This window comes from Chryseobacterium sp. MFBS3-17 (assembly GCF_020687745.1).
Taxonomy (GTDB): Bacteria; Bacteroidota; Bacteroidia; order Flavobacteriales; family Weeksellaceae; genus Marnyiella.
Genome location: NZ_JAJEWK010000002.1, coordinates 147,164 through 168,558 on the forward strand (window position 1 = coordinate 147,164; position 21,395 = coordinate 168,558).

General features: G+C 42.2%; 25 protein-coding genes. 17 read left to right on the forward strand and 8 right to left on the reverse strand.

Translation table 11 applies throughout. From position 1 onward, the window contains the following. The first annotated feature begins 5 nt into the window (after positions 1-5). From secY to rplQ, 8 genes are all read left to right on the forward strand, one after another. Positions 6-1,385, forward strand: a complete 1,380-nt coding sequence (gene secY, locus LKO26_RS00845; protein ID WP_227585901.1) for a preprotein translocase subunit SecY — start codon at positions 6-8, stop codon at positions 1,383-1,385. A gap of 8 nt (positions 1,386-1,393) precedes the next feature. Continuing rightward, positions 1,394-1,609 (forward strand): translation initiation factor IF-1, encoded by a 216-nt coding sequence (infA, locus tag LKO26_RS00850; protein WP_089793277.1) that lies wholly within the window; start codon positions 1,394-1,396, stop codon positions 1,607-1,609. Between the two features lie 163 nt (positions 1,610-1,772). Continuing rightward, positions 1,773-1,889: a 50S ribosomal protein L36 gene (gene rpmJ, locus LKO26_RS00855; protein ID WP_007839480.1), complete on the forward strand. Its 117-nt coding sequence runs from the start codon at positions 1,773-1,775 to the stop codon at positions 1,887-1,889. A gap of 9 nt (positions 1,890-1,898) precedes the next feature. Further along, a complete protein-coding gene (gene rpsM, locus LKO26_RS00860) occupies positions 1,899-2,276 on the forward strand; it encodes a 30S ribosomal protein S13 (RefSeq protein WP_227585902.1) in 378 nt (125 codons plus the stop codon). Between the two features lie 11 nt (positions 2,277-2,287). Further along, positions 2,288-2,677 carry a 30S ribosomal protein S11 gene (gene rpsK, locus LKO26_RS00865; protein WP_227585903.1) on the forward strand — a complete coding sequence of 130 codons (390 nt, stop codon included), beginning with the start codon at positions 2,288-2,290 and terminating at the stop codon, positions 2,675-2,677. A gap of 28 nt (positions 2,678-2,705) precedes the next feature. Continuing rightward, complete coding sequence (rpsD, locus tag LKO26_RS00870; protein ID WP_227585904.1) at positions 2,706-3,314, forward strand: 30S ribosomal protein S4; 609 nt, start codon at positions 2,706-2,708, stop codon at positions 3,312-3,314. A gap of 34 nt (positions 3,315-3,348) precedes the next feature. Continuing rightward, a complete protein-coding gene (locus LKO26_RS00875; RefSeq protein ID WP_227585905.1) occupies positions 3,349-4,344 on the forward strand; it encodes a DNA-directed RNA polymerase subunit alpha in 996 nt (331 codons plus the stop codon). Positions 4,345-4,350: 6 nt separating this feature from the next. Beyond that, positions 4,351-4,872 (forward strand): 50S ribosomal protein L17, encoded by a 522-nt coding sequence (gene rplQ, locus LKO26_RS00880; RefSeq protein WP_227585906.1) that lies wholly within the window; start codon positions 4,351-4,353, stop codon positions 4,870-4,872. 72 nt (positions 4,873-4,944) lie between these two features. Here rplQ and LKO26_RS00885 read toward each other — a convergent pair whose 3' ends face one another. Beyond that, a complete protein-coding gene (locus LKO26_RS00885; protein WP_227585907.1) occupies positions 4,945-5,313 on the reverse strand; it encodes a hypothetical protein in 369 nt (122 codons plus the stop codon). Positions 5,314-5,478: 165 nt separating this feature from the next. Between LKO26_RS00885 and eno the strand changes: the two genes are divergently transcribed. From eno to LKO26_RS00920, 7 genes are all read left to right on the forward strand, one after another. Continuing rightward, positions 5,479-6,771 (forward strand): phosphopyruvate hydratase, encoded by a 1,293-nt coding sequence (gene eno, locus LKO26_RS00890; RefSeq protein ID WP_227585908.1) that lies wholly within the window; start codon positions 5,479-5,481, stop codon positions 6,769-6,771. Between the two features lie 95 nt (positions 6,772-6,866). Further along, complete coding sequence (locus tag LKO26_RS00895; RefSeq protein ID WP_227585909.1) at positions 6,867-8,153, forward strand: citrate synthase; 1,287 nt, start codon at positions 6,867-6,869, stop codon at positions 8,151-8,153. A 265-nt stretch (positions 8,154-8,418) separates the two neighbouring features. Next, a complete protein-coding gene (locus LKO26_RS00900; RefSeq protein ID WP_262907389.1) occupies positions 8,419-9,411 on the forward strand; it encodes an RHS repeat-associated core domain-containing protein in 993 nt (330 codons plus the stop codon). After that, positions 9,411-10,001, forward strand: coding sequence for a hypothetical protein (locus tag LKO26_RS00905; protein ID WP_227585911.1), 591 nt, complete (start codon positions 9,411-9,413; stop codon positions 9,999-10,001). Before LKO26_RS00900 ends, LKO26_RS00905 begins: the two co-directional genes overlap by 1 nt. Before the next feature lie 287 nt (positions 10,002-10,288). Further along, a complete protein-coding gene (locus LKO26_RS00910; protein ID WP_227585912.1) occupies positions 10,289-11,545 on the forward strand; it encodes an RHS repeat domain-containing protein in 1,257 nt (418 codons plus the stop codon). A gap of 5 nt (positions 11,546-11,550) precedes the next feature. Further along, positions 11,551-12,072 (forward strand): hypothetical protein, encoded by a 522-nt coding sequence (locus tag LKO26_RS00915; protein WP_227585913.1) that lies wholly within the window; start codon positions 11,551-11,553, stop codon positions 12,070-12,072. 43 nt (positions 12,073-12,115) lie between these two features. Then, positions 12,116-12,355: a hypothetical protein gene (locus LKO26_RS00920; protein ID WP_227585914.1), complete on the forward strand. Its 240-nt coding sequence runs from the start codon at positions 12,116-12,118 to the stop codon at positions 12,353-12,355. Positions 12,356-12,418: 63 nt separating this feature from the next. Here the strand turns inward: LKO26_RS00920 and LKO26_RS00925 are convergent, their stop codons facing one another. Continuing rightward, the gene (locus LKO26_RS00925) at positions 12,419-12,781 is read right to left on the reverse strand and encodes a DUF2200 domain-containing protein (protein ID WP_227585915.1); all 363 of its coding nucleotides are present in this window, start codon (positions 12,779-12,781) and stop codon (positions 12,419-12,421) included. A 6-nt stretch (positions 12,782-12,787) separates the two neighbouring features. After that, positions 12,788-13,180: a DUF1801 domain-containing protein gene (locus tag LKO26_RS00930; protein WP_227585916.1), complete on the reverse strand. Its 393-nt coding sequence runs from the start codon at positions 13,178-13,180 to the stop codon at positions 12,788-12,790. A 176-nt stretch (positions 13,181-13,356) separates the two neighbouring features. On the opposite strand from LKO26_RS00930, the gene LKO26_RS00935 reads away from it, so the two are divergent. After that, positions 13,357-14,271, forward strand: coding sequence for a dimethylarginine dimethylaminohydrolase family protein (locus LKO26_RS00935; protein ID WP_227585917.1), 915 nt, complete (start codon positions 13,357-13,359; stop codon positions 14,269-14,271). Here the strand turns inward: LKO26_RS00935 and LKO26_RS00940 are convergent, their stop codons facing one another. Further along, on the reverse strand, positions 14,272-15,003 hold the full coding sequence (locus tag LKO26_RS00940) for a copper homeostasis protein CutC (protein WP_227585918.1): 732 nt from the start codon (positions 15,001-15,003) through the stop codon (positions 14,272-14,274). 148 nt (positions 15,004-15,151) lie between these two features. On the opposite strand from LKO26_RS00940, the gene ctlX reads away from it, so the two are divergent. Further along, entirely contained in the window at positions 15,152-16,081 is a 930-nt protein-coding gene (gene ctlX / locus LKO26_RS00945) for a citrulline utilization hydrolase CtlX (RefSeq protein ID WP_227585919.1), read from the forward strand. A gap of 101 nt (positions 16,082-16,182) precedes the next feature. On the opposite strand, the gene LKO26_RS00950 is transcribed toward ctlX, so the two are convergent. The 4 genes from LKO26_RS00950 to recJ all read right to left on the reverse strand — a co-directional run bounded on the left by LKO26_RS00950 (position 16,183) and on the right by recJ (position 21,363). Further along, a complete protein-coding gene (locus LKO26_RS00950) occupies positions 16,183-18,408 on the reverse strand; it encodes an outer membrane beta-barrel family protein (protein ID WP_227585920.1) in 2,226 nt (741 codons plus the stop codon). Between the two features lie 302 nt (positions 18,409-18,710). After that, the gene (locus LKO26_RS00955) at positions 18,711-19,049 is read right to left on the reverse strand and encodes a DUF3817 domain-containing protein (protein WP_227585921.1); all 339 of its coding nucleotides are present in this window, start codon (positions 19,047-19,049) and stop codon (positions 18,711-18,713) included. After that, positions 19,046-19,636 carry a nicotinate (nicotinamide) nucleotide adenylyltransferase gene (gene nadD / locus LKO26_RS00960; protein ID WP_227585922.1) on the reverse strand — a complete coding sequence of 197 codons (591 nt, stop codon included), beginning with the start codon at positions 19,634-19,636 and terminating at the stop codon, positions 19,046-19,048. Before nadD ends, LKO26_RS00955 begins: the two co-directional genes overlap by 4 nt. Further along, complete coding sequence (gene recJ / locus LKO26_RS00965; RefSeq protein ID WP_227585923.1) at positions 19,633-21,363, reverse strand: single-stranded-DNA-specific exonuclease RecJ; 1,731 nt, start codon at positions 21,361-21,363, stop codon at positions 19,633-19,635. The genes nadD and recJ overlap by 4 nt, the downstream gene beginning before the upstream one ends. Between the last annotated feature and the right edge of the window lie 32 nt (positions 21,364-21,395).

A 21,395-nucleotide genomic window follows, 5' to 3' on the forward strand; every position in this document is an offset into this window, starting at 1 on the left:
TTGAAATGAAAGGATTTATACAAACACTAAAAAATATTTGGAGTCTTAAGGAGCTCAGAGAAAAAATACTCTTTACTCTGGGAATGATCCTGGTGTATAGATTCGCAACTTTTATTTCCCTGCCGGCCATTAACCTTTCGGAGGTTGGTGATTTGCTGGAACATTATCAAAATCAAGGTGGTAGCAACCAAGGAGCAGGGCTCCTTGGTTTACTTTCGTCTTTTACCGGAGGTGCATTTGCCAATGCGTCTGTCATGGCGCTCGGGATCATGCCCTATATCTCCGCTTCCATTATTGTACAGCTTATGGGTATGGCCATTCCATATCTCCAGAAGCTGCAGAAGGACGGGGAGTCCGGTAGAAATACCCTGAATCAGATTACCAGATGGCTTACCATCGCCGTATGTCTGGTGCAGGCACCCAGTTACCTTACCTCTATTACCACAATGTTCCTGCCGTATTCACAGTTTTCGCAGGCCTATTATGTGGAGCCCAACTCCATCATGTTCTGGCTGCCAAGTATCGTTATTCTGGTAGCAGGATCGGTATTTGCCATGTGGTTAGGTGAAAAGATTACAGACAAAGGAATCGGAAACGGGATCTCTATCCTGATTATGATTGGTATCCTGGCAGGTTTACCGCAGGCATTCGTACAGGAATTTGTAACCCAGACCGGGAAAGGCGGAGCCGGAACCATTATGATTCTGGTAGAAGTACTCTTCTGGATGCTCGTGGTTTTACTGGCCATCATCCTCTCTGTTGCGGTACGCAAGATTCCGATCCAGTACGTAAGCCGTGCACAGGCCAGAGGTGGTGTAAACCGTAACCTGATGCAGGGAGCCAGACAATGGATTCCGCTGAAAGTAAATGCAGCCGGGGTAATGCCCATCATCTTCGCGCAGGCGCTGATGTTTGTACCGGGATTACTCACCAAGCTGGATGACAGTAATACCTTCTTTGCCGGATTCCAGAATGTATTCAGCTGGCAGTATAATGTATTGTTCGCATTACTCATCATCATCTTCACCTTCTTCTATACCGCAATTACGATTCCGGTGAACCAGATGGCAGATGATCTGAAGAGAAACGGAGGGTTAATTCCGAAAATCAGACCCGGTAAGGAAACTTCTGATTATCTGGATGATATTTTATCAAAATTAACCTTGCCAGGTTCAATATTTTTGGCTATTTTTGCAGTCCTTCCGGCACTAGTGTACGGATGGTTGGTGGAAACGCAGAATTTTGCCCTGTTCTTCGGGGGTACATCGCTTTTAATTATGGTGGGTGTAATCCTGGATACCGTGCAACAAATCAATACGTATCTGTTAAATCACCATTATGATGGTTTGATGCAGTCAAAATTGTCACGATCATCAAACAGCTAAAACAGTAAATGGCTAAACAAAAACATATAGAACAGGATGGCGTCATAGTGGAAGCACTTTCCAACGCCATGTTTCGTGTAGAATTGGAAAATGGGCATGTTCTTATTGCCCATATTTCCGGTAAAATGAGAATGCATTATATCAAGTTATTGCCCGGTGATAAGGTGAAGCTTGAAATGTCTCCTTATGACTTAACCAAGGGTAGAATTACGTTCAGGTATTAATCTGGTACACGTAATTTTGTGCTGCCTGCCCGGGGCCCGTGTTCCACCAGCAGCAAAAGCAGGGAAAAGGTAATTGCAGAATTGCCGCATATATTTTAGTAAACAATCATCAAATGCATTCGCAGAATTCATTTGACCGTTAAGAGAAATAAACAATCATCAAATGAAAGTTAGAGCATCTATTAAAAAAAGAAGTGCTGATTGCAAAATCGTTCGCCGCAAAGGTGTTCTTTTTGTAATCAACAAGAAAAACCCAAAATTTAAACAAAGACAAGGCTAAAATTAAATTATGGCGAGAATTTCAGGTATTGATTTACCAAAAAACAAAAGAGGCGTTATCGGTTTGACTTACATCTACGGAATCGGAAGAAGCACAGCTTCTCTTATTCTTAAGAATGCCGGTATCAGCGAAGACAAGAAAGTCAACGAATGGAATGACGATGAATTGGCTGCCATCAGAAACTTTATCACAGACAACATTAAAGTTGAAGGTGAACTGCGTTCTGAAGTGCAATTGAACATTAAGCGATTAATGGACATAGGATGCCAACGAGGAATACGTCACAGACTGGGATTACCTTTAAGAGGCCAAAGAACGAAAAACAATTCTAGAACCCGTAAAGGAAGAAGAAAAACTGTTGCTAACAAGAAAAAGGCAAGTAAATAATCGTTAGAATTATGGCAAAACAAACTAAAGTAGTAAAGAAAAGAAAAGTAAAAGTAGAAGCGATTGGTGAAGCACACATCCAGGCGTCTTTTAATAATATTATTATTTCTTTAACAAATAAAGCCGGAGAGGTAATCTCTTGGGCATCTGCCGGTAAAATGGGATTCAGAGGTTCTAAAAAGAATACTCCGTTTGCAGCTCAGATGGCTGCAGAAAACTGCGCTGCCGTAGCCCACGAAGCTGGGTTGAGAAGAGTGAAGGTGTTTGTGAAAGGTCCTGGTCAGGGTAGAGAGTCTGCCATCAGAACCATTCATAACGCAGGTATTGAAGTAAGCGAAATCGTAGATGTGACTCCTATGCCACACAACGGTTGCAGACCTCCAAAAAGAAGAAGAGTATAATCTTAGAATCTAAAATCCTAATAAAAATATGGCAAGATATATTGGACCAAAAACCAAGATTGCAAGAAAATTTGGAGCAGCAATCTTTGGAGACGATAAAAACTTCGAGAGAAGAAAAAACCAGCCGCCGGGACAGCACGGACCCAACAAAAGGAGAAATGCAAAAAAATCCGAATATGCGGTACAGCTGAATGAAAAGCAAAAAGCTAAATATACTTACGGAATCCTGGAAAGACAGTTTGCGAATCTTTATGAAAAAGCAACCCGTGCAAAAGGAGTTACCGGTGAAGTATTGCTGCAACTTTGTGAGTCCAGACTGGATAATGTAGTATACAGAATCGGTTTTGCTAAAACCAGATCTGCTGCAAGACAACTTGTTTCTCACCGTCACATTACCGTGAACGGAGAACTGGTAAACATCCCTTCTTACCAGCTGAAAGCCGGTGACGTAGTAGCCGTAAGAGAAAAATCAAAATCTCTGGAAGTAGTTGCAGATGCACTGGCTTCCAAATCAAACTACGAATGGTTGCAGTTCAACGATGAGAAAAAGGAAAGTACTTTCCTTTCGGCTCCGGAGAGAATTCAGATTCCTGAAGATATCAAAGAGCAGCTTATCGTCGAATTATACAACAAATAATAAATATTAATCCAATCTTTGCTCAACCAACAATATGGCAATTTTACAATTCATAAAACCCGATAAAGTAATTCTTTTAAGTTCTGATGATTTTAAAGGTCAGTTTGAATTTAGACCTTTAGAATCCGGCTTCGGACTTACCATCGGTAATGCTTTGAGAAGAGTTTTGCTTTCTTCTCTGGAAGGATATGCTATTTCTTCTATCAAAATAGAAGGGGTAGAGCACGAATTTTCAACGATTCCGGGCGTTATAGAAGATGTTACAGAAATCATCCTGAACCTGAAACAGCTTCGCCTTAAAGCCCTTGCAGAAAACCAGGCTCCTGAGCAAGTTTTTGCCAAAGTTTCCGGTCAAACACAAGTGACCGCCGGTGACCTCGGTAAAGCCGTAAAAGGATTTGAAGTTTTGAATCCCGATCTGGTCATCTGCAATATGAATAAAGATGTAAACTTCGAAATTACTTTTAATATTGAAAAGGGAAGAGGTTATGTTCCTTCAGAACAAAACAAATCCGGCAACGCTCCTCTGGGGACCATTGCCATAGATTCTATCTTCACCCCAATTAAAAAAGTGAAGTATGCAATTGAAAACTATCGTGTTGAGCAAAAAACAGACTACGAAAAACTTATATTGGATATTGAAACCGATGGGTCTATTACTCCGCAGAACGCTTTAACCGAAGCTTCAAAGATTCTGATCTATCACTTCATGCTGTTCTCTGATGAAAGAATTACTCTGGAAACTGAAGCAGTAAAAGCATCCATCCAGTATGACGAAGAAACCCTGCATACCAGACAACTGCTCAAGTCCAAACTGGCAGATATGGACCTCTCTGTGAGAGCCCTGAACTGCCTGAAGGCTGCAGAAGTGGAAACACTGGGAGAACTGGTTTCTTACAGTAAGTCTGATCTGATGAAGTTTAGAAATTTTGGTAAAAAATCTCTGACTGAACTGGAAGAATTAGTACATGCAAAAGGTCTGAACTTCGGTTTCGACGTTGCCAAATATAAGTTAGACGCTGATAAATAATAAACAATGAGACACGGTAAAAAATTCAATCACTTAGGAAGAACTGCGCCACACAGAAAGGCAATGCTTTCTAATATGGCTTGTTCTCTTATTGAGCATAAAAGAATCAACACTACAGTTGCCAAAGCGAAAGCTTTGAGAGTTTTTGTAGAGCCTCTTTTAACTAAAGCTAAAGAAGATACTACACAAAACAGAAGAACTGTTTTCGCTTACCTGCAAAGTAAAGAAGCGGTTACGGAACTGTTCCGAACAGTTGCCCCGAAAATTGCAGAAAGAAACGGAGGTTATACCAGAATCATCAAAACTGGTTTCAGACTGGGTGATGCTGCAGATATGGCCATGATAGAGCTTGTAGATTTTAATGAGCTTTACAACCCGAACGAAGAAGAGAAAAAAGCTACTAGAAGAAGCAGAAGAGGTACAGCAAAAAAAGAAGCTGTAGCCACCATCCCTGCCAAAGAAGAAACGAAAACTGAAGAACCTGCTGCTGATGCTGCAGACGCTACAGAAGAAAAAACCGAGGAATAATTTTCCAAGGGGTATGCATAAAAAGCTGTCCGGATATTCCAGACGGCTTTTTTGTTTTTGCAACGGCGTGTACTATTCGCCCTTTGCCCTTTTCAGCGTAATGATGTTGCCTTCTTGCTCTATGGTTACCGTATCGCCTTTAGAGGTTGCCACAATGTCATGGTCACGGTATATTTCTGCATCGGCAGTCTGCTCACTGTGCTTGATGCGGATGGTTTTGTTATTGCTGAAAATCGTAATATACTGCCCGTTTGCATCTTCGCCAAATGTTACATGGGCGCTGCTGCCATCCTCTGCTACGTAACGATAAGTGGTTTCTGCTACTGCATGCTCATTTACAGTGGTTTGCGTTTTTTCCTGAGGCAGTACTGCCGTGTTGCCGCCTTCCTTTTTACATGCCATAAGTGCCAGCACAGCACCGGTCATCATCAATTTTTTCATAGATTCGTTAGATTTTGTTCTTTCTCTATCCTCAAATGTAGTCATTTTTCAGATAAACCGTAAAACCTGCGCTTTTTCATTGCAGATGATCATGAAATCATCTGAAAAATCTGTAAATTTGTACGAACATAAGCATGTGAATTTTAAACTTAAATGATATAGGCAATGAGTTACATTTCGTACATCGAGGCAAGGCAGATTCTTGACTCCAGAGGAAATCCCACAATTGAAGTTGATGTTTTTACAGAAAGCGGCGCCATGGGTCGCGCAGCTGTGCCTTCGGGTGCTTCTACCGGCGAACATGAGGCGGTAGAGCTTAGAGATGGTGGTACAGATTATATGGGAAAAGGAGTCTTGAAGGCTGTAGAAAACGTGCGTGAAGTGCTGGCTCCCGAGCTGGTGGGCATGCCGGTTTTTGATCAAAACCTGATAGACCGCATTATGCTGGATGTAGATGGTACCCACAATAAAGGAAATATTGGTGCCAATGCCATCCTGGGGGTATCCCTGGCCGCAGCCAGAGCAGCCGCTACAGAACTCAGATTGCCATTGTACAGATACGTGGGTGGTGTAAATGCCAATACGCTTCCGGTGCCTATGATGAATGTCATCAATGGGGGGTCACACTCTGATGCGCCCATCGCCTTTCAGGAATTCATGGTGATGCCGGTAAAAGCAGATAGTTTCTCGCACTCCCTTCGCAAAGGAACCGAAATTTTTCACAACCTGAAATCCATTTTGCATGACCGTGGACTTTCTACCGCCGTAGGAGACGAAGGTGGTTTTGCGCCAACCTTTAAAGGAACCGAAGATGCACTGGATACCTTGCTGCAGGCCATAGAAAAAGCAGGTTACAAACCGGGTGATGATGTGATGATCGCCCTGGATTGTGCTTCGTCTGAATTCTACAAAGACGGAACCTACGACTACCGTAAATTTGAAACACCGGATTCTTCCGTATTCAGCAGAAGTGAGCAGGTAGCCTATCTGGCAGAACTCACCGAGAAGTATCCGATTATTTCCATAGAAGATGGTATGCACGAAGACGATTGGGAAGGCTGGAAAATGCTGACCGATAAAATAGGCGAGAAAGTTCAACTGGTGGGAGATGACCTTTTCGTGACCAATGTGGAAAGACTGTCCCGCGGCATCAATGAAGGTATTGCCAATTCTATTCTGGTCAAAGTAAACCAGATTGGCTCACTTTCAGAAACCATGGCGGCCGTTCAGATGGCACAGCACAACCGCTATACGTCCGTAATGTCTCACCGCTCCGGCGAAACCGAAGATTCCACCATCGCAGATCTGGCAGTGGCCATGAACTGCGGACAGATAAAAACCGGTTCTGCATCCCGCTCAGACAGAATGGCCAAATACAACCAGTTGCTGCGCATAGAAGAGGCACTGGGAGAAACAGCCGTATATCCCGGTTTTGACGCTTTTAAAATTAAAAGATAAAGCGTTACGATAATAGATAAAATGTATCAGAAATTGCCATATTCATTTGGTATTTTCTATCAGTATTCATAAATTAGTCAAAAATTTTAAATATAATGTCAGATAATAAAGTTGTACTGAACTATGACGGAAAATCTTTCGAATATCCCATCATAGATAGCACCATAGGTGACAGAGGAATTGATATTTCTAAACTAAGAGACCAGACCGGACTCATCACACTAGACCTGGGTTACAAAAATACAGGCGCTACGGTCAGTGAAATCACTTATCTTGATGGAGATCAGGGTGAACTGTATTACAGAGGGTATCCGATTGAGCAAATTGCAGAAAAATCAAATTTTACAGAAGTAATGTACCTGTTGCTTCATGGAGAACTGCCCAATAAGGATCAGTTCCAGAATTTCGAAGCAGGAATTAAAAAATACAATTTTGTAGCCGATGAAATGAAGCGCCTTATTGATGTTTTCCCTCGCTCGGCGCATCCTATGGGAGTTTTATCTTCCCTGACTTCAGCGTTGACGGCGTTTAATCCAAAAGCAGTCAATGTAAATTCTAAAGAAGATTTAGACCATGCTGCCGAAATGCTGATTGCCAAATTCTCTCACCTTTGTGCGTGGACGTACAGAAAAAGAATGGGCTTCCCGATCAACCACGGAGATAATAGCCTGAATTATGTGGAGAATTTCTACAGAATGTGTTTCCGCCGCCCGAATGAGGAATTTGTAATGAATCCTGTGGTAGTCGAAGCGCTGGATAAATTATTAATGCTTCACGCTGATCATGAACAGAATTGTTCTACTTCTACCGTGAGAATGGTAGGTTCTGCACACACAGGATTATTCGCTTCCGTGTCTGCCGGAATTTCTGCACTTTGGGGCCCACTTCACGGCGGTGCCAATCAGGCTGTGATCGAGATGCTGGAAATGATTGAACAAGACGGCGGTGATGTTGCAAAATATGTAGAAAAAGCGAAAAACAAAGACGATAATTTCCGTTTGATGGGCTTCGGACACAGAGTGTACAAGAACTTTGACCCGAGAGCGACGATCATTAAAAAAGCAGCAGATGACTTGCTGAGTGCAATGGGAATCAATGATAAAGCTTTGGATATCGCAATGCAGTTGGAAAGAGTTGCGTTGGAAGACGATTATTTCGTAAGCAGAAAACTGTATCCGAATGTAGACTTCTACTCCGGAATCATCTACAGAGCACTGGGCATTCCTACAGAAATGTTCACCGTAATGTTTGCGTTGGGAAGATTGCCAGGATGGATTTCTCAGTGGAAGGAAATGCGCTTGAAAGGCGATCCGATCGGAAGGCCAAGACAGGTGTATCAGGGCGCACAAAAGCGCGACTACGTGCCCATGAACGCAAGATAATATACCCAAAGTATAAAAGAACCAGAAACCGTCTCCGCAGTGAGGCGGTTTTTTGGCTTTAAAAAGAGTGTCATTGAAGAAATAATGAATATATTTACAGAAGATCTTTGGCAATAATGGCGTGCGGTTGGGTTTTGGGTGACTTGATTTTGATTGTGCAGATTTACACCGTTTTCTGAAGCAGGCAGGACTTTCGGAAAAGGTAGAAAAAGAATTTGCGAAAAACCAAAATATAGCCGGTTTATACTACCTGCATACAGACCATCTGGGCACGGCAACCTACGTTACCAATAAAAGTGCTGAAACCACACAATTTTTCTTAAATTTACCCTTTGGGGAGAATATGGCAGAGCAAAACCTGCCGGGTGAATACCAGAACCAGTATAAATTTAATGCAAAGGAGCAGGATGTGGAGACGGGATTATATTACTATGGCGCACGGTATTACAATCCACGGATTTCCACTTGGTATGGTGTTGATCCACTGGCGGAGAAAATGCCAAGCTGGTCGCCGTATGCTTACGCGTTTGATAATCCGATAAATTGGACAGATCCAACTGGGATGGAACCTGAAGACTGGATAAAAAATAACAAGACTGGTAAATTTGAATGGAGAAATGAAGTTACCAAACCTTCAGAAACACCAACTGGTTATTCTTATATTGGAAAAGAGGATTCAGACATCGTAAAAAATCTTTTTGGAGGCACACAATTTTCTGCTACCACAAATGACACGGGTGCGATAAGTATGGATGATTATGATAACCCGTACTCTTCTAAAGGTGCTGCGGTTACTAATGCCAATTTTACTTCTACAATGACTGCTTCCTTTAGTGCAGACGTTAATACTGCGTATGACAGTGAAGGTAATATATCAGGAAAAACATTTAAAGGCGTTAATATAAATGTATCCATTTCGGGAACGAATACAGCACAATCGTCAGCAAGTATCAGTTTATCAGGAGAAAAAATGACGTTGCAAGGAAATAATGTTGCTGCTGCATTACGCAGTCCGAATGGTGATATAAGAATCGGAGGAGATATTAGTCCATTATCATATAGGAGCTATTGGAATGCCAATTCAATCCAAAAAAACTATGGTCGTTCGTATAATTTAGATTTTAAATTCAAAGGGCAGTATTTTAATGGAAAAACACCTTTAGGTTATATGGGTCCTGCTTTCTTTGTTCCTAATAAAACCAATTTGAATCTATCTGTAAAGTTTAGAAATAATATTATAAGAAATATTTTACAATAATGAAAAATGTTTTAATGTATGCTGCGCTATTTTGCTTTTTTGCAAGTTGCAATAGTAACGTGACTAATAAAGAGTTGAATGAAATATTAAGTAACAGTTTGATAAAGTATGATGATACTGGTAACAAACAAGTTTTAAATGATTCATATTCTTTTTTAAACAAAAATAAAGACTTTAGAAATGATGGGCTTAAAACGGAATTTTTTCTTTCAGCATCGGGAGTGTTGATGAGTTTAGAAAAATATGATGAACTTGAAAGTGTTTTAAAAAGGAGTAATGATATAGATTCTTTTACAAAAGAAAAAACAATTAACAATTTAAATTTTTATCGTTTTAAAAATAAAGATAGATTGAAAGCGAAGATGTATTTGAGTAATAATGTTAATATGATTGCTGAACAAGCGAAAAATAATCCCAAAGATACTATGCTTTACTCAGAATACTTCGTTTATCGAACTATGTTAGTTGGCAAAGAGAAATCATTAAAAGAAGTTGATAGTATGTTTTCAGATTATAGTCAATATGGAGAAATGTTTAAAGAATTGATTGAAGACTATTCAAGTGATCCAAAATCAGGGGTTAATTGGTAAGACAGTTTAAGTAAGATAAAAAACCACCTAAAGAAGGGTGGTTTTTTTGTGCTACATATGTATCATAAAAGTAACAAATGTGCATTATAGTTTACATTGTAAAATTTTGTAATTTGTAATGATTCTAAATAATAAAATTATAAAGCGGCAACATTTTTATTAAAGAAGTCTTTAAATTTTTGTTTGGTAATCATAGTTTCGAGCATAGAGAAAATGATGTGAACACTAAATTTATACTTTCTAATTTAGTGAAATGAGAAATTAATGTATTAATATTGTACACCAAGATGCTCCAACATTACTATGCCGGTACGCAGCGTATAGCCAGCAGGGTGAGTGAGGAAGGAAATTCTTTCTTTAACCAGCAGGCTTCCAAGAGTGGCGTGCGCCAGGAAGGCAAGGCAGATGTAGATGCAGATTTCCGGCATTATCTGGAAAAGGCAGGCTACCGCACGGCAGAAGTACAGAAGGAGCTGGCCAAAGCCGCCTCTATGGATTACGGGTTGTACTACCTGCATGGCGACCATCTGGGTACAGCCAGTATGGTAACCAACTGGGAAGGTAAGGTAACACAATTTTTCTTAAATTTGCCTTTTGGAGAGGTTATGGCAGAGCAGCAGCAACAGTCTGCTTATCCCAATCCATATAAGTTTAATGCGAAAGAATTAGACAGCGAAACCGGTCTTTATTATTATGGAGCAAGATACTATAACCCAAGGTTAAGTATTTGGTACGGTGTAGATCCTCTAGCGGAAGCTTATCCAAGTGTTTCTCCATACGTCTACACACTGAACAATCCGATAAAATATACCGATCCAGACGGACGCTGGGTTAGAGGTGCAGGATTTTGGAATAATATTACAAAATCAGATGCAAGAATTAGGGCAGAACAATTTGCAGCTTCTAACAGCAATTACAATTCTACAGTTTACAAGAATGGGGATTTATGGAGCGTAAGAGGAGAAAGAACTTCTTACGATGGATATACAAGGTTTATGAAAGCCGCTTCCTTTAATAAAAAAGGAATGGTATATTCGAAAGATTGGTCTTTTTCTACAGGAAAAGTAGAAAGTTTGGGAAGTGATTCTCCAGGCAATCCAAATGCCCCAACAATAAGTTCTCCTTCTGATTCTTATTTTAGCCACCCAAATACACATTTAGCAATGGGAGTTCTTCAAGCCGCTGAAATAATGATTACAGATGTGGCTGTTGCCAAGGTAGCTAATATTGCATTTAAAAGTCTTGGTGGATTCAGTAAGAACGGACTAAGTGGTAAACTTGGAGATTATAACTTTGGAGCGATGTATGCTAATCCAAGAGCAGGAGAAGGGGCAGGAACTTTTATTTCGGGAAAACAAGCAGTGAAAGGAGGAAATTTATTTAGAGTTGATTATGGTGGAATTCATAAAACAGACCTAATTGATTTACACGGAACATACAGATTTAACATTATGGGACAAACTATTGGAAGTTCCAATACTCAACTAATTTTAAGACCTGGAATGCTGGTAGGAACGCAAGTAATCCCTGAAACTCAAAGATAATCACCATGAAAGAGATTTTTTATTATGAAAAATACGATAATTTATTGCTTTCTATGGATTCGATAGAAGATAATCCTCAAGATAATAAATTTTTGTCTAATTTATTTTATAATTTTTTCTGTGAAGTTAACCACATACTGTGCATCAACAGAAGATTAAATATTGAATACGAAATTAATGATATTATGCACAATATTCTTGAGAAAGATAGTAATGTAAAAAATCTGCATACTGATAGAAAATATAATTTCATGTCTTTTTATATAGATTTTTCAGAGAATATTGCAAATTATTTTTTCAATACATTTTCTACATTATGGTTTTCTTATGAACAGCCTTCTTTCATTTTTATAAAAGAAAAACTAAATAAAGAAACTTTACTTTCTTTACAGTCAAAAGAATTATTTTCATGGAAAGATTTTACCCAAACTGTTGACTGTTACGTTCTTTATAAAGGATCAAGAGAAGACGTTGTTTGGATTGGAAGAAGTGAAAAACTGATTATTTCTAATTTACTCAATGAATGATTAAACAAGAAGCCTTCACAATACTGAGGCGGTTTTTTGATTTATGAGTTGCAAATATTGGGTCGCTTTCCGGCATTATCTGGAAAAGGCAGGCTACCGTACGGCAGAAGTACAGAAGGAGCTGGCCAAAGCCGCCTCTATGGATTACGGGTTGTACTACCTGCACGGCGACCATCTGGGTACGGCAACCTATGTCACCAATAAAAGTGCGGAAACCACACAATTTTTCTTAAATTTACCCTTTGGGGAAACCCACCGCAGGCGGGTTCGCCCAGACCATTAAAAAAAATAAACCATAACGAGGCAAATATCCATCAGGTAATCAAAACTCACGTGTGCCGCTGCTTTACTTCCGCAAAATCTTCTCCATTTTCCGGCCCTTCGCCAGTTCATCTACCAGCTTGTCCAGATACCGCGCCTGCTGCGTCACCGGGTTTTCTATTTCCTCTACACGGTACCCACAGATCACGCCGGTAATGAGTTGCGCATTGGGATTCAGATCTGCTGCCGCAAAAAACTCCTGAAAAGTAACTTTTTCACTGATCTTCTGCTGTAGGGTTGCTTCGTCATAACCCGTGAGCCAGAAAATGACTTCATGCAGTTCTGCAACCGTGCGGCCTTTTTTTTCTACTTTCGTTACATAATGCGGATATACAGAGGCAAACGTCATCTGCGCGATGCGCTCGTCATGATGTGCGGTGGTCTTCATTGCTGCTTATTTTAATCGTTCCAGTTTTCCTTTTCTCTTTACAATATTTTTATAATCCCACTGGATCTCCCGGGATTTTTCCAGACAGCGGCTGATGGCTGCTTCATCTTCCTGGCCGGGTGCCGTGAAATAGACAGAAGCATCCCGGAATTTCGCCCCGCGCTGGTTCAGCAGTGGTTCATCAAAATCAGCACCGCTCCAGAACATCAGCCGGATGCCTTTCTTCTCACGGCTGTAGCCCACAATCGGGTTCTCAGCCAGAAACCATACCGGATGGCCATGCCAGATTTTATGGTCTGCTTCTGTAAGCACACTGCAAATCTGCGCGTACAGTGCAGAACAGATCTGCTGTTCTTCTTCGGTGAAATGTTGCTGATAGGTTTGTGTTGCGGGGTCCATAGCCGGGGTTTATCTTACAAAATTAGACAAAAATTGCGGATCACCGCTTCGTATACGGCAAGAATGAATGTACGGAAACCGGGATCCCGGATTTCACTCTTACCGGAAGCATTTTTAATCTTTTAAAAATTCATTCTTTCATTCCGATTGAGTATATTTGTCCATATGCACTTTTTATGAAGCTGAATATTACAAACGAAACCGCAAGACTGAAAACGGTAGTGCTGGGACAACCCAGTTCCATGGGACCCGTTCCCACACTGGAGGAATCCTATGACGCCAAATCCTATCATACCATAGAAAATGGGGTGTATCCTACAGAAGAAGACATTTGCCATGAAATGTCAGAATTTGAAAAAGTTCTGAAGAAATATGACGTAGAGGTCCTGCGCCCGGACGTGATTCAGGATTACAACCAGGTTTTTGCCCGGGATGTGGCCTTTGTAATTGATGATAAAATGATTATTTCCAATGTCATTTCAGACCGCGCAGATGAGCAGGATGCCTACCGCAGCATCTTTGAAAAAGTAAAATGGCGGGACATCATTAACCTGCCGGAATCTGCGCATATAGAAGGCGGAGATGTCATTGTGTGGAATGATTTCCTGTTTGTGGGAACTTGTTTTTCTGAGGATTACCGCAATTACAAAACGGCCCGAACCAATGAATACGCCATCGATATCCTGAAGGAATATTTCCCGAAAAAAAGAATCATCGATCTGGAACTGAAGAAAAATGACACCGTGCCCTATGAGGGGATTCTCCACCTGGACTGTACCTTCAATCCGGTGGGTACGGATAAGTGCATCATCTATAAAGACGGATTTGTAGATGAGAGTGATTACCGGTTATTACTGGATATTTTTGGCGAAGAAAACTGCTTCCATGTAGATGCTCAGGAAATGTTCGAGATGAACCCGAATGTTTTCTCCATTGCGCCGGATATTCTGGTGTCCGACAGCAGTTTTACGCGGATGAACAGGCACATGCGCGAACAATGGGGCATGACGGTAGAAGAAGTTCCGTACCGTGAGATTTCCAAAATGGGCGGATTGCTGCGCTGTTCCACGCTGCCGCTGGTGCGGGAATAATCAGGAAGAAATTCCGATTTTCAGCTTCTGAATTTCCGTTTCGCTGGCAAAACTTTCATACGGAAGGATTGCCGATGAATGAAAATGCAGGCCTTCGGTGTACTCTTTCAGCATGCCGACGTTTTCTGAACGCACGCCGCCACCAATCAGGATATTGATTTTATGCGAATAAGAAGCTACCCAGTCTTTCAGCTGCTCTCTGCCGGCGACCGCTGTGGCCGCCCCACCGGAGGTAAGCACATTGCTGAATCCCAGGGCAATGAGTGTTTGGATGGCTGCTGCGGTATCTGCAGTGCGGTCTATGGCACGGTGAAAGGTGCACGGTCGGCCTTCCGCCAGTTCCACAAGTTTTTTGTTGCGGATGACATCTACCGTATGGTCCGCAGCCAGCATGCCGAAAACAAAACCATCGGCTCCGGCCTCGCGGAAAGCCGTGAGACTTTGCTTCATTACCTCAAATTCGGCATCAGAATAGAGAAAATCGCCCTCTTTCGGACGAATCATCACGTACACCGGTTTGTCATATACCGATTTCAGATAGCGGAATTCTTCAAAGTTCGGGGTGATGCCGCCCAGGCGTTGCTCCGCACAGAACTCAATGCGGTCGGCTACAGATTTCAGCGCAATTTCGGCGGAGGTAATTTCAAAACAGGCAATTTCAAGCATATAAAAAAAATCAGATTTTAAATAAAAGTGCTCCGTCAGGTATTTCTCATCGTCTGTTTTAACCATTCATCATCTGTTTTAACCATTCATCATCACTCCGGAACCTTACCCGGCGGGTTTGCACAGGCGGTGATGAACCATGATAAAAATCGCTGACACACTCTATAAAATTACGAAAAATATTGACTATTTTTGAGGAAATTTTAATAAAATTATGCAAACGACAGATACTGTGCTGATGATTGAACCGGTAGCGTTCGGGTTTAATGCGCAGACAGCAGAAAACAACTATTTTCAGGTAGAGCAGCAGGGCGGAAATACTCAGGAGAAAGCACTGCAGGAATTCCGTGACTTTGTGGCAAAACTTCGCAGCAAAGGCATCAACGTGATCACGGTAAAGGATACGCAGGATCCGCACACGCCGGATTCTATTTTCCCGAACAACTGGGTAAGTTTTCATAAGGACGGCCGTGTGGTTTTGTATCCCATGTTTGCGCCCAACAGAAGGGAAGAACGCCGCGAAGATATTCTGGAACTGCTGAAAGCGGAAGGTTTTCAAATCAGCGGTGTGGATGACTGGGCTGTTCACGAAGAAAATAAACTGTTTCTGGAGGGAACCGGGAGTATGATTTTTGACCATGAAAATAAAATCGCTTACGGATCGGTATCGTTGCGACTGGATGAACAGTTGTTCCGGGATTTTTGTGAAAAGTATGGTTATAAACCTGTGGTATTCCACTCCTTCCAAAGTGTGGGCACAGACAGGCTTCCCATTTACCATACCAATGTGATGATGTGTGTGGCAGACCGTTTTGTAGTCATCTGCCTGGATTGTATAGATGACGAAATGGAACGGGAAAAAGTACAGGAAGTCATCAAATCTTCGGGCAAGGAAGTGATAGAGATTTCCGAAGAGCAGTTGCAGCAGTTTGCCGGCAATATGCTTCAGGTACAGAACACTGCCGGGGAAAAATTTCTGGTGATGAGCCGCACCGCGCATGATTCTTTATCCACAGAGCAGATTGCAAGCATTGAGCAGTACTGCGAAATTATTTCTGCAGACCTTCATACCATAGAAACCAATGGCGGTGGCAGTGCCCGCTGCATGCTGGCGGAAGTTTTTCTGCCAAAAGAGGAACAGTAGTGCCAATCAATCATTGTTTAAATCAGAATATCCTTTGCCATAAAAATCCCGCAGCCAGGGCTGCGGGATTCGCGTGAAAAATATAATAAATTGAGGGTGTCTTATCGGGTACGGCTTTTAATATCCTCGGCTGCGTTTTCAATTTTCCGGACTTTCTGTACTTTCTGATTTCCGAAATTATAGGTGAGACTGAAATGTACACCCCGCCGGAACTGATCGTTTTTTACATAATTATAGTTGCCGTTTTCCTGGTAATCTTCTATTTCTACAATATTGGTGCGCAGTAAATCCTTTACTTCCAGCGCAAAGGTCCAGTTCTCATAAATTTTCTTCAGATTAACATCCAGACTTTGCAAAGACTTCAGCATGCCGAGTTCTATTTGCTGTTTGTCTACGAAGAAATAGTTCACGCCCAGAAACCAGGTTTTAGCTTTATCCAGCCTCAGGGTATTGCTGGTCTGGATCAGCAAACTGGTAGAAGTTGTATTGTTGCGGTATTCCGGGAACAAATCTCCGGTGGTAGGGTCTACGCTCAGTGAGCCGTTATTGCGGTTCTGCTGTACTCCTGCGTTCAGATTGGTGGTCAAATACTGATTAAAGAAGGAGCGGTTCATGCCCAGCAATGCTGACATTTCCTGTTTGTCGCCAAAATTGGTCCGGATGTACCGGAGTTCTTTGTAAATGACGCCATTTCGTTCGATATCCCGCTGCAGCGGTACCTGATTGATGATGTCCTTGGCGTAGGTATGGTTCAGGACCAGATAGTAGGCGTTTTTAAACATATACGTCAGCTCCTGATTGTAATAGGTGGAAGCGCGCACAAAAGGATCATTCTGGGTATAGTTATCCTCGGTCAGAATATGGCGCACCGGATTGATTTCCCAGAAACTGGGTCTGCGCATGCGGCTGGAAAAGGCATAGGACAAATTGTGGTTTTGGTGAATGCCATAGTTCAGGCTCATATACGGCAGCAGTTTGTCATAATTTCGTTCTATCCTGCGGTATTCCGGGTTCTGGGCATTGTCTGATGTTCCCAGACTGGAGGTGATTTCATATCGGGTGCCAATCTTTCCGGAGAATTTTTCAGAGAATTTCTTTTCGGCGGTTGCGTAGATGCCGTAGATGTTTTCATTATACACAAAATGATTGGGTTCGCTTTCGGTGGGAAAAGGCGGAATCAGATAATAGGTCTCCGTGCGGGTATCGTTATCGGTTTTGGTTTTGTTGTAATTGCCGCCCACAGACAGGGTGAAATCGTTTTCAAATTTTTTAATATAATCTGCGGTTCCGGAGAAGTTGTTGATGATCTGTGGCAGGTGCTGAAAAACCTGCTTGCTCATTCCCAGATCGTTGCGGAACTCATCAGACAGAATGCTGCGGTTATCGGTATATTGAAACCGTTTATAATTCAGATAAGCTGCATTCAGGTTCAGTTTGCTGCCCAGGGAATCGGTTTTCAGTTCGTAGTTCAGATTTACAGAATTGTTGTAGGAGCGCGCATTGTCTGTACTCCGGGAAATGCTGTAGGACTTTCCGGAAAGTGAAGTGATTTCGTTAAAGAGATCCACGGCTGAACCATAACTGCGGTTCGCCCACGAGTTCCAGGCCAGAGCCAGATTACTGCGGTCGGTCAGTTGGTAATCCACATTCAGATAACCGCCCAGATTCTGGTTGGGATCGGTAATGGTTCCCCGGCTTTCGTTGAATGCCGTTTCATTTCCGTTTCTCAATATATAATCTTGCAGCTGCGTATTTTGGCTGGTGCTCACGTTGCCGGAGATGCCCAGTTTATCCTTGCGGTAGTTCAGGGAAAAGCTGGCAGACGGAGCAACGTATTGTTCTACAGCGGTAGCCATTCTCATATTCCCGTTCAGCCCGTCAGTGGTTTTCTTTTTCAGTACAATATTGATGATGCCCTCTGAAGATTCTACCTGAAATTCACTGCCCGGTGTGGTGATGATTTCAATTTTCTGGATGTTTTCTGCGGGCGTATTTTTCAGAAACTGAACCAGAGATTCCGGATTCATATTGGATTTTCGTCCGTTCAGGTAAATGAGTGCATTGTTTTTTCCGGCAATTTTCAGATTGGTGTCGTCGGTAGAAGAGAGCATCGGGGTCTGTTTCAGGACTTCAAAGGCGGTATTGCCCTTCGCTATGGGCGTGTTTCCCAGGTTATACACAAAGCGGTCACTTTCTTTTTTAAAAACTTTTTTGCTGATGAGTATTTCTTCTATGGTGTGCACTCTGGTGGTATCTGCAGCCGTTTTTTCCTGTGCGTAGGTAAGCATGCCGGCAAGGAGCGAAAGGGTGATGGTGAACTTTCTCATGATGAATGATTTTAAGGTGAGTTTGTTTCGTTATAATGCTGAGTTGTAATCTTTCTGAATCCTGCCACTGATTTTTAAGAATGCATTGCAAAGATATAATAATTTTTTAGTAGCATGCAATGCAAAGTACTTTGATCAAATGTATTCTGTTGTGATAAGGTTGATATTCATGGTGCTAAAAAAATAAGTGGAGGTTGGATTTACTTAATTAGACAAACATGTGACGGTTTTTGTTACACAACGCACAAAAAAAAGTGAAAAAATTTTCACTTTCAGTTGTTTCCTTTCAGATGTTGCAGGGATTATTCCCGGACAGAACGTGCCAGCTTTTTATCAATCCAGATGGTGGCAAAGGGAAAAAATGCCGAGAGCAGTGCAAAAATGGTGTCTTCATCGTCCCACCGGAAAATTTTCCGTACCGGCAGCAGAAATAAAAGATACAGGGTGAAAAACAAACCATGGATATTCCCTACAATGATGATGTAGAGCGTAGGCAAAAATTCATCCCGTTCATAGCGGATCCAGATCATGGCACTGAAGAGGAACAGCCAGGAAATAGCTTCGGCCAGGCAGATTTGTTTAAACCATCTGATGATTTTCTCTTCAGGATATTTTGCGAAAAATTTTTCTATAATGTTCATGTTGATCGATAAAAATTGCTCCCGTCCAGATATTCAAATACTTCTGGCGGCAGCATGGGTCTTACATTTTTTCCTTCTTTCAGCATATTCCGGATTTCTGTAGCCGAAAGTTCTATAACGGGTGCTTCAATCCGGCTCACATTTTCGTGATGCAATAAATCATGCTCTTTTTGGTTTTCCTCATAAATCCGGGGATACACAATAATCTGATGATTGCTGATGAGTTGCTCTGCATTTTTCCACTTGTGAAGTCCTTCCAGATTGTCTTCGCCCATAATCAGCGCGAAAGCATAGTCGGGGTATTTTTCGTGCAGGTAGGTGAGGGTGTCTATGGTATAACTGGGTTTCGGCATAGAAAATTCCACATTGGAAGCCCTCATTTTCGGGTAATTTTTCAAAGCTGATTGTACCATATCCAGACGGTGATGGTCACTGAGCAATGATTTTTTGTCCTTGAAGGGATTCTGCGGACTCACCACAAACCACAACTCGTCCATATCAGAATGTTCCAGAATATAATTGGCCAGAATTAAATGCCCGATGTGGATGGGATTGAAGCTCCCGAAAAACAAACCGACCTTCTTCATAGACTTCCCTGATTTTCATCCAGAAATTTCACATCGCGGATGTTCAGGAAATAGGTCACATTTCCCTTCCAGTGATTTTCTTCTGCGGTGAAGGCAATGTCAAATCTTTTCTCCCGGAAATCATCGGCATGTTTGCCCAGTTTAAATCCTACGCATTCTATATTCCGGCCGGTAGATTCCTGTTTGATGTAGAATTTCAGGTGGCTGGAATCTTTGCCCATGGTTTTTACGTAGCCGGAAACTTTCTGATTTTTCAGTACCAGAACGGGTTTCATATTATGCGGGCCAAAAGGGGCGAGTTTTCGGTGAAAGTTGAAGAAATCCTTGTTCAGCTCATCAATGTGAACTTCAGAATCTATGGTGATGCTCGGTTCCTTCTGGTGTTCCTTAATCTTTTGGGAAACCACCTGCTCAAATTTTTGCTTAAACAATTCAAATTTATCCTTCTCCATGGAGAGTCCTGCCGCTGCAGGGTGCCCGCCAAATTTTAAAAACAAATCAGAACAGTCTTCCAGCGCATCATGAACATCAAAATCTGCCACAGACCGTGCAGAGGCGACCATTTCGTCATTATTGCCGTCGGTAAATACCAGTGTGGGTTTGTAATAGGTTTCGGTAAGGCGTGACGCTACAATCCCAATGACACCTTTGTTCCATCCGGCACCATATACGATGGTGGTGAAGTTATTTACCTGGCCGGTTTCCACCACCTGCAGCAGTGCTTCAGTGGTGCTGCTCATATCCAGTTCGCGGCGGTTGTCATTCAGGGTCACGATATCGTTTACAATTTGCTGTGCCTGCTTCAGGTTATCAGAAACCATCAGTTGCACGGCGGCTTTCCCGTGGGATATTCTTCCGGCAGCATTAATTTTCGGGGCCACATCAAATACAATATTCGAGATTTCAAATGTGGCCAGTTTCTCCTCCGGAATCAGCAGTCTGAGCCCCAGATTACGGGATTTTCTCAGGACTTTAAGCCCCTGCTTCGCCAGTACACGGTTTTCACCAGTCATGGACACAATATCTGCCGCTATGGAAATGGCCAGCAAATCGGTCAGTTCAAAGAGTTCGGCTTCCGGAATTTTATAAATGGTATTCAGTCCCTGGCACAGTTTAAAACCTACGCCACAGCCGGAGAGTTCCTTGTAAGGGTAGCGGCAGTCTTTGCGTTTGGGATCCAGCACGGCCACTGCGTCCGGAATTTCATCTCCGGGCAGGTGATGGTCACAGATGATGAAGTCTATGCCCAGTGATTTGGCATACGCTATTTTGTCCAGCGCTTTGATGCCGCAGTCCAGGGCAATGATGAGGGAGAAGCCGTTTTCTTTGGCAAAATCAATTCCTTCTGTAGAGATTCCGTACCCTTCTGCATTGCGGTCCGGGATATAGAAATCCAGGTATTTTTTATCTACAATTTTGCTGAGGTACAAATACATCACTGCTACCGCAGTAGTCCCGTCCACATCATAATCGCCGTACACCAGGATTTTCTCTCCGTTTTCTATGGCGGTGGCTATGCGGTCTACTGCCAGCTGCATATCCTTCATCAGGAAGGGATTGTGAATGTCATTGAGGTTGGGTTTAAAGAATTCCCTTGCTTTCTGATAATTGTCGATCCCGCGCAGAACCAGAATTTTTGATTCAAAGGTTCCGAATCCCAGGGATGAACTGATGCCATCTACGATGTCCTCGTCCGGTTCGGGTTTATAAATCCATTTGTAGCTCATAATGTCACAAAATTACGGAAAATAGTTTTAAA